Genomic DNA, 13,414 nt, shown 5'->3' with positions numbered 1-13,414 from the left:
AACAAAAAAAGACATCGTCGAAGCGATGTCTTTTATCAGTTATGGGCAGTCAGGGGATCGAACCCTGGACCCACGGATTAAGAGTCCGTTGCTCTGCCAGCTGAGCTAACTGCCCAAATTATTTAAGTCGGTCATAACCAACAAAAAATATAATACCATGTTGGAGTAAGGATTGCAACACCTTTTTTAGAATTTTATCTAATTGGTATTTGCATTCCACAAAATCAACGATATTTATAATAGCATGTTCTACAAAGTTTTGACAAGCCCTAAATTTGCGAAAAATACAATTTTTAAGAATTGATAACGAAAACATTACGTTTAGAAATCAAATGTCTAAGCGTGTTATAATGTTAATGTTAGACGGCATAAAAATGTATATAATGAAGCTGTTGATTTTAAGGACAGCCCGTCACTAACATAAAAACGGATTTTTAAAAGAATAGATTCCTGTTAAGGAGATAGAATATTATGGCAAAAATTTTAGTTGTAGATGACGAAAAACCAATCACAGATATCGAAAAATTTAACTTAGAAAAAGAAGGTTACGATGTAGTTGTAGCCTATGATGGTGAAGAAGCACTTCAAAAAGTCGAAGAAGAATCTCCAGATCTTATTATCCTAGATCTAATGTTACCCAAAGTTGACGGTCTAGAAGTCGCACGTGAAGTTAGAAAGACTCGTGATATGCCAATCATCATGGTAACTGCTAAAGACTCAGAACTAGATAAAGTTTTAGGTCTTGAATTAGGTGCCGATGACTATGTCACAAAACCATTCTCAAACCGTGAACTAGTTGCGCGTGTTAAGGCCAACTTAAGACGTCAATCAAGTAATGATAACGGTCAAGCTCAAGATGGTGAAAACAAAGACATCAAGATTGGTGATTTAGTTATTCATCCAGAAGCATACACCGTTACTAAACGTGGTGAAAACATTGAATTAACTCATCGTGAATTCGAATTACTACATTACTTAGCTCAACACATTGGCCAAGTAATGACTAGAGAACATTTATTACAAACCGTATGGGGTTACGACTACTTCGGTGATGTGCGTACAGTTGATGTTACTGTCCGTCGTTTAAGAGAAAAAGTCGAAGACAACCCAAGTCACCCATTATGGTTGATTACTAGACGTGGGGTTGGTTATTACCTACGTAATTCAGAACAAGAATAATCATTTAATCATGTACAAGGAGTAGTTTGCGGTGAATAGTAAGATTAAATATTTTCAATCGATTCATTTTAAAATTGCGCTAGTGTTAGCGTTAATCTTATTGGTGACCCTAGAAATTGTCGGGGCCGTTTTTGTGAACCAATTGGAAAACAAAAATATGGCAGCATTCAAAAAACAAGTGCAAGTGCCAACTTACGTAAACACCACTTTAACCAATGAACTTTCTAGTTCAAACACCAGCAAGGCCAACATTCGAATTAAGTCGTTACTTTCTAACATTGATAGTAATAACTACACTGAAATTAAGGTTATTGATGCGAAAAACACCATTCGTGGAACTAACGAATTAGGTGATCAAAGTTCAGTTGGACAAAAGAATTTCCGTACTGATATTAAAAATGCGATTTTAACCCGTCGTTCATCCAGTTCGATTACCAGTAACTCTGGTGATAACTCCAGATACTACACTGTTATTACACCGTTAATTAAAAGTAGTAACAATGAATTAGTCGGAATTGTTTACATTCACGCCAATTTAAATACCGTTTACAACGAAATCAATCAGATTACGGTTATTTATGTTGCCGCCGCGATTGTGGCTATTTTAGCTGGTCTTTTGATTTCCATCGTGATTTCTAAAGCCATTACTAAGCCAATTGATGAAATGAAGAAACAAACCCTCCAAATTGCTCGTGGGGATTACTCTGGTCAAGTTCACGTGTATGGTCGTGACGAATTAGGTCAGTTGGCCAATGCCGTTAACAACCTATCAGTTAAGGTTGAAGAATCACAAGAATCAACTGAATCTGAAAGACAACGACTCGACTCTGTTTTGACCAACATGACCGATGGGGTTATTGCGACTGACCGTCGTGGATACATCATTATCATGAATGATGAAGCTGCTAGTTTCTTAGAAACCAATGAAGAAGAAGCATTAGGTAACTCTATCTTAGATATTTTAGATATCAGAAAAGAATACAGTCTTCGTGACTTAATTGAAAATCCCGATGAAACCATCATTGATCGTTCAGACAAAGATCATGATTTAATTTTGCATGCCCATTTCTCATTAATTCAACGCGATTCGGGATTTGTATCCGGGTTAGTCTGTGTGCTCCATGATGTTACTGAACAACAAAAGATTGATAATGACCGAAAAGAATTCGTTTCCAACGTTTCACACGAATTGAGAACTCCATTAACCAGTGTGCACTCATACATCGAAGCACTGCAAGATGGGGCATGGCAAGATCCAGAAATAGCGCCTAATTTCTTGAAAGTAACGCAAGAAGAAACCGATCGTATGATTCGTATGATTAACGATTTATTAACGCTTTCTCGAATGGATTCTGGTACCCAAAAAATTGATAAAGAATTAGTTAATATTACCGAATTGTTCAATTATATTTTGAACCGTTTTGACATGATTATTAAATCAGATGGTAATAATGAGGAAAAACCAAATAAACATTACCGCATCGAACGTCGTTTCACTAAATCCGATTTATGGGTAGAAGTCGATACCGACCGTTTCACGCAAGTAATCGATAACTTAATGAATAATGCGATTAAATACTCTCCAGACGGAGGGGTAATTACTTGTTCACTTTACAAGACTAAGAACAGCGTTATTTTAAGTGTTCGTGACCAAGGTTTAGGAATTCCTAGAAGTTCAATTCCACACATTTTTGACCGTTTTTACCGTGTTGATAAAGCTCGTTCTAGAGCACAAGGTGGAACTGGATTGGGACTAGCTATTTCTAAAGAAGTGGTCCAAGCCCTAGGTGGTAAGATTTGGGTAGAAAGTACCGAAAACCGTGGTTCTACCTTCTACATTTCACTACCATACGAACCAATTGAGGAGGACTTATGGGATGAAGATTAAACAACTGATTTTACCAATATTGTTAACATCTGCAGTTGGTGTAAGTCTATTTTTATCAGCTTCGATTTTGGTGAACCCTGCTCACTATGACCGTTCTAATCAAAAGGAAAGCAGTCAAACTGCCCAAATTGATTCCAAACCAATCTCATCAGTTTATTCGCCTACTCAGGTGGTTCAAACTAAGTCAAATGGAAAACAATATTTATTAACCAACCAATCAATTAACTTGATTACAGAAATTGGTCAACAAATGAATAACTACAAGGATGCTAAATATACAGCGTTAAATGGGGATGAAAAAGATTACTTTAATCTTTTAAATACCAGCGATTCTGTATTATTGAGCTATCCTAGCAGCATTAATTTAAAAATCGTCAGCAAGTTTATTAACAATGCCTTCGATAAATTACCTAACGTCACAATTAACCGCATTATGATTCCATTTGATGATAGTAATAATATTTATTTGCTATCTGATAGTGGATATAAAATTTATCGAGTTAACGTCAAGGACACTAATATTTCTGGAATTAAGAAAATTATTTCTGATAACGTTAGAGCGATTGGTGTCAGCGTTAAGAAGCTAAACGATAAACCGTATATCGACTTCACTGATTCATTCAAGATGCCACAATACGCATATTTGATTAATAAGACTTCCCAAAATTACTATGTGACTAGATTACTTTCTGACTCACAAGATGTAACTGTCAAAAGACATCGTGATTCAACAGTTTACAATGATGAAAACTCTCGCCAAATTACATTTACTAATGACGGGGAAGTTAATTACTACGACAGTCATCCAGGTGCCATTTCCACCAACATGACGCAATTCTTAACGGATTCATATAACAATATTTCGCAAATTTCGATTAATGATAACTTAGCTAATATTCGTTTCTTCGATTACAATGCTAAAAGTTCCAAGGTTGTCTACAGAAATTACGTTGAAGGTTTCCCTATTTTTGACCAAACGCCATACGGAGCGATTGAAATGAAATTAGTGGACAACACTTCATTGAAGTACAACTTCTCATTGAAGACACTTCAAATTCCGGTGCCAACTGGTCGAGGTGATATTGAGTTACCTTCCAGTGATGCGGTTTTGAAATCAATTCGTGCATACGGATATGATGTTTCTAAGATCTCGGGGATTGAATTGGGTTACCAATGGAGTAACACTAAATCATCCAACATTTTAATTACACTAGAACCAACTTGGTTCGTTAAATATAACGGCAAGTACATTAACTACCATCAATTACTTGGTAGAGGCATTCAATAAAGATAGGAGGAGCGCTAGATGGATTTCAAAAAAATTCAAATCATCTTTTTGGTTATCTTTGTGGTGATTGATTTATTTCTATTTTCTTTGTTTAGACAAAACGCCAATCTACAAACTGAAAATAGTAATAAAGGTAGTGATGCCGAAATCATTAAACAAATGCAAAATGATCAAATCACGGTATCTCCAAAATTATCAACTAGTGGCGAAACGGGTTATTACTTATCAGCGGTTAACGATGATAGTTTAAATACCACTAAATCAAAGCTAAAAAATCAAAAAACCACATACAGTAACCATATTTTAAGAAGTACTTTTAAGCGTCCTATCGGTTTGTATTCAGGTAATTATCATGAAATTTTAGATAAATTAATGAAGAAAGATACATTCATTGCGCACGGTAGTTCATATGAATACAATTCAGACCTATCTACCAAGACCAGTGTCGTTTACTCACAAAAAATTTCTGATGGTGGGACTATGTATGGACCTCGTCATGGTGAAATTATTTTCGACGTTTCCAGCGATCATTTATTAGTTGGATATACCCAAAGTTATATGAATGACGTTAGCGTTTTACGTGAAAAAACTGACATTATTTCACCCGCCAAAGCATTAGTATGGCTTTACCAATATAATGAAATCCCTGATAATTCTAAGATTAAATGGGTTAACATGTATTACACCCAATTACTATCAATTAAAAACAATGTCGTTTTAATTCCGACTTGGGTAATTGGTTATACTAGTAGTGGTTCATCATCGATGACGATTAAACGGATTAATGCCTTTAACGGTGCCATTTTAGATGGTGAAGGCACTACCGAAGCAGCAACTTCAAATGATAATTAGAAATGAGGATCAACATGAACAACGATGCAGATGATATGAAGATTAGTGTTTTATCCAGTGGAAGTGGTGGAAACGTCACATACATTGAAACTAATCAACATAAAATTCTATTAGATGCGGGTTTATCGGGGGTTCGTATCGAACGATTGATGGCATCCATTAACCGTTCTATGAAAGATGTCGATATGATGTTAGTAACACATGAACATACCGACCATAGTAAAGCCGTCGGGGTCTTAGCCCGTCGCTATCCTCAAATTAGTGTTTACGCGAACCAACCCACTTGGGATGCAATGGCAGACACTATTGGTGAAGTTCCGTTAGCACAAAAAAATATTTTTCCACCAAACATGGCAATGAGTTTCGGTGACATTGATATTGAAAGCTTTGCCGTTTCTCACGATGCGGCACAAGCGCAATTTTATAATTTCCATCATCGCAACAAGAGCTTTGTCGTCTTGACCGATGTAGGTTATATTTCAGATTACATTTATGGAACAATTAAAAACGCCAATACTTATCTATTGGAATGTAATCATGATGTGGAAATGCTACGTAGTGGTGATTATCCATGGTCTTTAAAACAACGTATTTTAGGTGATGAAGGCCATTTATCAAATGAAGATGGTGCCAATACATTGATGGAAGCAATTGGGAATTCCACCGATCGTATTTTTATCGGGCACCGAAGTCATCACAATAATATTAAGGAATTAGCCCACCTCACTGTTGCTTCAATGCTAGAAGAAAACGATTTTGGGGTTGGCACAGATTTTGATTTATTGGATACAGATGTGGAAAAATCGTCTGATTTATTTACACTTTAGTTTGCTTTAAGTTTACTAGCTATAATAATGATAATTAATTTGATAGGGGGAAAACCTTATGAAAAAAAGTGATCGTTTTGTTGTTAAAGTAGGAGTTGTCGCATTAGTCGCTGGATTATTAGGCGGTGGAATTGCCTATGGTGGAATTAACTTATTAGAAAATTCCGGAATCGACGTTGCTGTTCCCGGAGGATCCAACGCCGGTGGAACAGCATCAACTTCTAATTTGAAGGTAAATGTTCAAACTCAATCTGAAAAAGCTTATTCTGCTGTGAAAGATTCAGTCGTATCAGTTTTTAACTTAAAAAAGAGCAGTAGTTCAGACATTGAATCTGCCTTAGGTGGCAAGAGTTCAAGTAAACTAGAAGCAAGTAGTGAAGGTTCTGGTGTGATTTATAAGAAGAGCGGAAACGCCGCTTATATCGTAACCAACAACCACGTTGTTTCTGGTGCTTCTGCATTACAAGTACAACTAAGTAATGGTAAACAACTAGAAGCTAAACTAGTCGGAACTGATTCAGTTACTGATTTAGCGGTATTAAAGATTAATGGTAGTGCCATCAAATCAGTAGCGACATTTGGTAACTCCGACAACATTAAAGTTGGAGAAACCGCATTAGCAATTGGTTCTCCACTAGGTTCAACTTATGCTTCATCACTTACTCAAGGAATTATCTCAGCTAAGAAACGTCAAGTACCATTGACTGGTTCAAATGGCCAATCAACTGGAAACACTGCCACTGTTATCCAAACCGATACAGCAATTAACCCTGGTAACTCAGGTGGTCCGCTAATTAACTTAGCTGGACAAGTGATTGGAATTAATTCCATGAAACTAGCATCTGACAGTGAAGGAACTAGTGTTGAAGGAATTGGTTTTGCAATTCCAAGTAACGAAGTAACTTCTATCATTAACCAACTAGTTAAAAAAGGAAAAATCGAACGTCCCGCATTAGGAATTCGTTACCTTGATTTATCTAGCATCGCGGTTAGTGACCAAAAATCAACATTAAAACTACCATCTTCTGTTGAAAATGGGGTTGTGGTCTACGACGTTACTTCAGGTGGTCCTGCAGCGAAGGCTGGATTGAAGAAATACGATGTGATTGTTTCACTAGCTGGTAAGAAGATTACTAGCCAAGATGAAATCAAAAACATTTTATATAGTCAAAAGCTAGGATCCACGATTAGTGTTCAATACTACCGTAATGGTCATCTAAAAAACGGATCAATTAAGCTGAGCGAAAGTACATCTCAATTGAAAATAACTCAATAATCGAAAATTTTTTGAAAAAAGTTTTTGTTATGAAAACGCTGACATCATAGTGGTTGTCAGCGTTTTGGCGTTTTTAAGGGGTTGTAATTGAAAATGAATAGGAGTATAAAATTATATATTGGATTTTAAATTGATATATATAAAGGAGTTTTTCATTATTACTATTTTTGGTTTTAGTGTATGGACAATGCTATTATTTATTCCTGTTGGTATCGTTGCTGGAATTTTAAGTACAGTAACCGGACTAGCTTCACTTGCCTCATACCCAGCGCTATTATATTGGGGTGCTTTAAACCCTATCTCAGCAAACATTACAAACACTTCCGCATTACTATTTAACGTAGTAAGTTCAGGTCTTTCATCAAAGCGTGAATTATCTGGTCACTGGAAGGAACTATTCAAGGTTATGACAATCATCTTCTTTGGTGGAATTGTCGGAGTTATCCTATTAACTCTTCTACCTTCAAAAGATTTCTCCTACGCAGTTCCTGTATTTATTGCAGCTGCTGGTATTGGTATCTTACTTCCTTCAAAGGATACTTCTAAGGCACCTACTGCTAAAGTAGTTGAAGAAGGCGAAGTTGGTACTAAGAAGATGGTAGCTGATGTTGCTATGATCGTTTTATTCTTCGCTATTGGTATTTACGGTAGTTACTTCGGTGCTGCTGCTGGTGTTATCTTACTAGCTGTTCTTTCAAGAACTAGCAAAGATCCATTCCCAGTTTACAATGCGATTAGAAACGTTGCCATGGGTTCAGCTAACGTTATTGGTACTGTGCTATACTCATTCAAGTATGGTCAACACGGTAGCACTCACATCTACTGGGCACTAGCTATTCCTCTAGGAATCGGTTTCTTAATTGGTGGATACGTTGGTCCTAAGATGGTTCGTGTATTGCCAGTTAAATTAATCAAGATTGTTACAGGTATTTTAGCGCTTGTCCTAGCTTACACTCAATTCGTGTCAGCTTACGGCATCCGTCTATTCTACTTCTTCTAAAAACCTTAAAACACCACTTGTTAACCAAGTGGTGTTTTTTTATGCTTTTCTTTTATCACAAAAATGGTAAGATGAGATTATGATTTTATTCTAATAGAAAAAAGAGATGATTATCATTACGGTTTTAGGAATTAGTATTTGGACTTTATTAATATTTATTGCGGTTGGAATAGTTGCAGGGGTGTTAAGCACAGTAACTGGGCTGGCTTCATTAGTATCTTATCCAGCACTATTATACTTTGGTGGCTTACCTCCAGTTGCAGCAAACGTCGTTAATAAAGCGTCTTTAACGTTTAATTCATTAGGTTCTTTTATTTCCTCGCTTCGCGAATTGCGTGGGCACTGGAAGGAACTATTTAAAGTAATGGTGGTCATTTTCTTTGGTGGAATAACCGGTGCGATTTTATTAACTAAATTACCAGCAACTAGCTTTACTCATGTAGTACCATTCTTTATCGCGTTTGGTGGAATTATGATTTTAATTCCCACTAAAAAGCCATTGAATGGGAATACTGAAGGGGCGTTACACTTCAACCCTGCTGCTGGTGGCAAACCTCGAATATGGGTTAGATCGTTAGTCATGATTATCTTAACGTTTGCGATTGGAACTTATAGTGGTTATTTCGGTGCTGCTTCTGGAATTCTACTATTAGTATTACTAACGCGTACTTCTAATAACGAATATGCCGTTAGCAATGCGATTAGAAACGTGGCGATGGGGGCAGCAAACATTGTTGCTACTATTTATTATGCTGTTTATGCCCACGTGGATTGGTCATTAGTAGTGCCATTAGGAATTGGTTTCTTTATTGGAGGCTACATCGGTCCTAAGATTGTGAGAGTAGTCCCCGCTACTTTCCTAAAGATTTTAACCGGAATTTTAGCGCTAATTTTAGCTTACACTCAATTTGTGGCGGCTTATCATATTAGTTTATTCTAAATAAAAAAGAGCGATTTAATCGCTCTTTTTTTGTGGCTTAATTAGTGTTGTAGTGTTAAGTCATTAGCCACTTCAACATCGATAATCTTTTGTTGGTCAAAGTCGTATAACCCTTGGTCAGTTAGTTTTAATGTTGGAATTACTGGCAGAGTTAAGAATGATAGGGTGATAAACGGATCGAAGTCCACACCATCACTAATTTGATTGAATGCATCTTCAATCGCATGTAATTCATGACTTGCTTCTTGCCATGACTTATCAGACATTAAACCAGCAACTGGTAGTGGCATTGTTGCGAGGGTCTTTTCTTCATCCACAACTGCAATTCCACCGTTAGTATCGGTTACTTCTTCAATAGCGCGGTAAATCGATTCTGGAGTAGTTCCAACGGCGACGATGTTATGGGAATCATGAGCGACAGTAGTAGCAATTGCACCGTTTTTAATGTTGAAACCATGGACTAGCGCTAGTCCGAAAGTACCTAAATCATGGTGTCTTTCGGCATCGACCATCAATAATACATCATTGTCTAAATCACTGACAAATTTACCGTCTTCAATTGGGACATCCATTTCTAAATGAGTGGTTTCGATATGATTGGCAATAATTCCCATCACATGACATTTAGAATCGTTTAACGGTAATTGTAAATCAGTTTCTTTTAAGTGGTGATGGACGCAATTTTCGCCAAATTCAAGGGGTTGTGATGAGAAGTCGGCTTCATGCATTTCTTTTCCAGCTTTAACGACTTTTTTAACGTCAACTTGGTTTAAGTGATCAATGATTACTAAGTCAGCAGCGTAATCTTTTTCAATTGCCCCAATGTTGGCTAGTTTATGTGCTTGTGCGGCGTTGTAACTGGCCATTGTGTAGGCAGTTTCTGGTTTAATGCCGTATTGAATTGCTAGATGGATATTAAAGTTGATGCTACCTTCTTCAACAATTGTGGAGATGAATTTATCATCGGTACAAAATGAGAAGCGGTCGGCATTGTCTTCGGTTACGGCTTGGACGGTATTTTGTAAATCACGTTCAACAGTTCCCTCTCTTAAGAAGACATCCATGCCAGCAGTCAAGCGGTCTTGCATTTGTTCTAAGTTAACTGATTCGTGGTCGGTCGAAATCCCGTTAGCTTTGTATTCGTTTAGTTGCGATAGTGATAAACCAGCACCATGGCCATCTATTTGATAGCCATGGCCTTTTGCGTCTTGTAGCTTAGCCATCATGTCGGATTCTTGGTTATGAACGGCTGGATAGTCCATCACTTCGGCTAAACCAATAACGGATTCTTCATCATAGAGGGGATGTAAATCCTTGGCGGTTAAAGTAGCACCATTATGTTCAAAACTAGTTGCGGGAACTGATGATGGTAACATTACGAAGACATCTAATGGTGATTGTTTCGCATCTTTAATCATGTATTTAATTCCATCAGCACCAGAAACGTTGGCGATTTCGTGTGGATCAACGACAATTGATGTCACTCCCATTGGAACTAACACTTTGCCTAGTTCGCTTGGTGTTACCAGCGAACTTTCAATGTGGACATGAGAATCAATAAAACCAGGAACAATATATTGATTAGTTGCATCAATTACATTTTTGGGTTGGTAATTATCATTTTCGAAGTTAATAATCTTGCCGTCGTTAATGAAAATATCTTTGTTTTCAAATTTCTTGCTAAAAACATTTAAGACATTTCCGTTTTTTATATGTAAATCAATTGTTTGCATTTTTCCACCCCTGAATGTTTTTTAATTTGATTAAAATTATCAAGTATTATGAAACATTAACAAACTAATGTCAAATTTAATTTAATGTTCGGAAATAACTGGATTAATTGAGCTGATATTAGAAAAAAACTTACCATGTGATAGAGTATTTTTTAATATCTTATAGAGTAATTTTTCAGTACCACCTAAAAAATTGTTTCAAAACAAGTGAATTTAGTGTACAATAATTATGTTCTCAAGAATAGAAAGGGTGAAGAACTTTGAGTGAAAACGTTTCACAAGAAAAAAAGGGCTTTGTAGAATATGCTAATGGTCCTTCACTAGAAGAAATCAACGGTGGAATTAAGGTTCCTAAGGATTGGGGTTTCTGGAAAACATTATTTGCATACTCTGGTCCTGGTGCTTTAGTTGCCGTTGGATACATGGATCCAGGTAACTGGGCTACATCAATTACCGGGGGTCAAAATTTTGGTTATCTACTAATGTCTGTCATCTTGATTTCAAGTTTGATTGCGATGCTATTACAATACATGGCGGCTAAACTTGGTATCGTGAGTCAGATGGATTTAGCACAAGCTATCCGTTCACGTACTTCAAAATCACTTGGAGTAGTTTTATGGATTATGACTGAACTTGCAATCATGGCTACTGATATCGCGGAAGTTATCGGGGGAGCCATTGCGCTTTACTTACTTTTCCATATTCCACTAGTACTTGCGGTATTCTTAACCGTATTTGATGTTTTACTATTGCTATTATTAACAAAAGTGGGATTCAGAAAGATTGAAGCAATCGTTGTTTGTTTAATCATGGTTATCCTAGTTGTATTTATTTACGAAGTTGTATTATCAAGACCTGATTGGTTGGGCTCAATCAAGGGACTTGTACCAACTGAACGTACTTTTGCTAGTGACCATCCAGTTGCTGGTATGACTCCACTAGCTGGTGCTTTAGGTATTATCGGGGCAACTGTTATGCCACATAACCTATACCTACATTCAGCTATCGCTCAAACTAGAGCTATTGATCATAATGATGAAGAAGACGTTGCAAGAACTGTTCGTTTTGCTACTTGGGACTCAAACATCCAATTAACATTCGCATTCTTCGTTAACGCTTTACTACTTATCATGGGGGTTGCCGTATTCAAGACCGGTGCCGTTCAAGATACATCATTCTTTGGTTTATTCGATGCTTTGAATAATACTCACATGCTTTCCAACCCAATTTTAATTGGTGTTGCTAAGTCAGGTATTCTATCGACATTATTTGCTGTTGCATTACTTGCTTCAGGTCAAAACTCAACTATTACTGGTACACTATCAGGACAAGTTATCATGGAAGGTTTCGTTAACTTGAAAGTTCCTCTATGGGCTCGTCGTTTAATTACTCGTTTAATTTCAGTAGTTCCAGTGCTTATCTGTGTTGCTTTAACTGCTGGTGAATCAACATTAAAACAACATGCTGCTATCAATGACCTAATCGAAAACTCACAAATTTTCTTAGCATTCGCATTACCATTCTCAATGCTTCCATTGTTAATGATGACTAACAGTGCTCAAGAAATGGGTAGCCGTTTCAAGAATAGCTTATGGGTTAAGGTTTTAGGTTGGATCTCAGTATTAGTTCTTATCTACTTAAACGCAATTAACATGCAAGGTGCTGTTGCTGGATTCTTCAGTGACAACCCAACTGCTGCGCAAAATGCAGAAGCAGGTGTTATCGCTAATATTATTAACGTAGTAATCATTGCACTGTTAATTTGGACATTGGTTGAACTATACCTTGGTAACAAACGACTAAGAAACAGATAAAAAATAATTCAAGAATAGAAGGCGAAAATATGGAAAACATGGACGTCAATATTAACTTCAAGAATATTTTAGTTGCGGTTGATGACTCTGATGATGCCATTCTTGCATTCAAGTATGCAATTTCTCGTGCAAAATCAGAAAATGCAAAACTAACAATCGTTTCAGTTCTAGAAGATGAAGAAATCAACGTTTTCGAATCATTATCAGGACAATTTATTCATGGTAAGTACGAAGACTTAGAAGAACATCTAAAAGAATACAAACAAACTGCTGAAGCAGCCGGTTTGACTGATGTTGATGTAATCGCATCAACTGGTGAAGCTGGGGAAACTATCGTTGAAGATGTTATCCCTAAGGTGAAACCTGATCTACTAATTGTAGGATCAGAATCAAAGAAGGGTCTAGCTCGTCATTTCGGTAGCCAAGCCGCTTACATGGCTAAATACTCACCAGTATCTGTAATGGTGATTAGATAAAAACTGTTAATTAATACTCCTAATAATATAAAAAAGACGTAAGTATAATGCTTGCGTCTTTTTTATATTATATTTATGGATTAAAGATAAAAAAGGGTCTTTTTAGCGCAGCTATAGTATTTAATCATTTAATTATATTTC

At 36.7% G+C, this 13,414-nt stretch carries 11 protein-coding genes and 1 tRNA gene; 10 read left to right on the top strand and 2 right to left on the bottom strand.

The features are described 5' to 3' along the window. Positions 1–42: 42 nt before the first annotated feature. Positions 43–115 (bottom strand) — tRNA-Lys (locus tag M3005_RS05250). A 353-nt stretch (positions 116–468) separates the two neighbouring features. Here M3005_RS05250 and yycF point away from each other — a divergent pair. The 8 genes from yycF (at position 469) to M3005_RS05210 (ending at position 9,250) form a co-directional block, all read left to right on the top strand. Beyond that, positions 469–1,179, top strand: coding sequence for a response regulator YycF (gene yycF / locus M3005_RS05245; RefSeq protein WP_293794343.1), 711 nt, complete (start codon positions 469–471; stop codon positions 1,177–1,179). 31 nt (positions 1,180–1,210) lie between these two features. Further along, the gene (walK, locus tag M3005_RS05240) at positions 1,211–3,067 is read left to right on the top strand and encodes a cell wall metabolism sensor histidine kinase WalK (protein ID WP_293794339.1); all 1,857 of its coding nucleotides are present in this window, start codon (positions 1,211–1,213) and stop codon (positions 3,065–3,067) included. Continuing rightward, complete coding sequence (locus M3005_RS05235) at positions 3,057–4,355, top strand: YycH family regulatory protein (protein ID WP_293794337.1); 1,299 nt, start codon at positions 3,057–3,059, stop codon at positions 4,353–4,355. The genes walK and M3005_RS05235 overlap by 11 nt, the downstream gene beginning before the upstream one ends. A gap of 18 nt (positions 4,356–4,373) precedes the next feature. After that, complete coding sequence (locus tag M3005_RS05230) at positions 4,374–5,207, top strand: two-component system regulatory protein YycI (protein ID WP_293794336.1); 834 nt, start codon at positions 4,374–4,376, stop codon at positions 5,205–5,207. A 14-nt stretch (positions 5,208–5,221) separates the two neighbouring features. Then, complete coding sequence (locus M3005_RS05225) at positions 5,222–6,034, top strand: MBL fold metallo-hydrolase (RefSeq protein ID WP_293794334.1); 813 nt, start codon at positions 5,222–5,224, stop codon at positions 6,032–6,034. Positions 6,035–6,092: 58 nt separating this feature from the next. Next, a complete protein-coding gene (locus tag M3005_RS05220) occupies positions 6,093–7,310 on the top strand; it encodes a S1C family serine protease (RefSeq protein ID WP_293794333.1) in 1,218 nt (405 codons plus the stop codon). Between the two features lie 187 nt (positions 7,311–7,497). Next, positions 7,498–8,310: a sulfite exporter TauE/SafE family protein gene (locus tag M3005_RS05215; protein WP_293794332.1), complete on the top strand. Its 813-nt coding sequence runs from the start codon at positions 7,498–7,500 to the stop codon at positions 8,308–8,310. A 106-nt stretch (positions 8,311–8,416) separates the two neighbouring features. Further along, positions 8,417–9,250 (top strand): sulfite exporter TauE/SafE family protein, encoded by an 834-nt coding sequence (locus M3005_RS05210; RefSeq protein WP_293794329.1) that lies wholly within the window; start codon positions 8,417–8,419, stop codon positions 9,248–9,250. Positions 9,251–9,291: 41 nt separating this feature from the next. Here the strand turns inward: M3005_RS05210 and ade are convergent, their stop codons facing one another. Then, positions 9,292–10,983, bottom strand: a complete 1,692-nt coding sequence (ade, locus tag M3005_RS05205; RefSeq protein WP_293794326.1) for an adenine deaminase — start codon at positions 10,981–10,983, stop codon at positions 9,292–9,294. A gap of 260 nt (positions 10,984–11,243) precedes the next feature. On the opposite strand from ade, the gene M3005_RS05200 reads away from it, so the two are divergent. After that, positions 11,244–12,797: an Nramp family divalent metal transporter gene (locus M3005_RS05200; protein WP_293794323.1), complete on the top strand. Its 1,554-nt coding sequence runs from the start codon at positions 11,244–11,246 to the stop codon at positions 12,795–12,797. Between the two features lie 29 nt (positions 12,798–12,826). Beyond that, the gene (locus tag M3005_RS05195; protein WP_435370536.1) at positions 12,827–13,273 is read left to right on the top strand and encodes a universal stress protein; all 447 of its coding nucleotides are present in this window, start codon (positions 12,827–12,829) and stop codon (positions 13,271–13,273) included. Positions 13,274–13,414: the final 141 nt, after the last annotated feature.

The organism is Apilactobacillus sp., from assembly GCF_025290035.1.
Lineage (GTDB): Bacteria > Bacillota > Bacilli > Lactobacillales > Lactobacillaceae > Apilactobacillus.
Note: the sequence above shows the minus strand (reverse complement) of the source record. Positions and strands in the feature narration are given on the sequence as shown.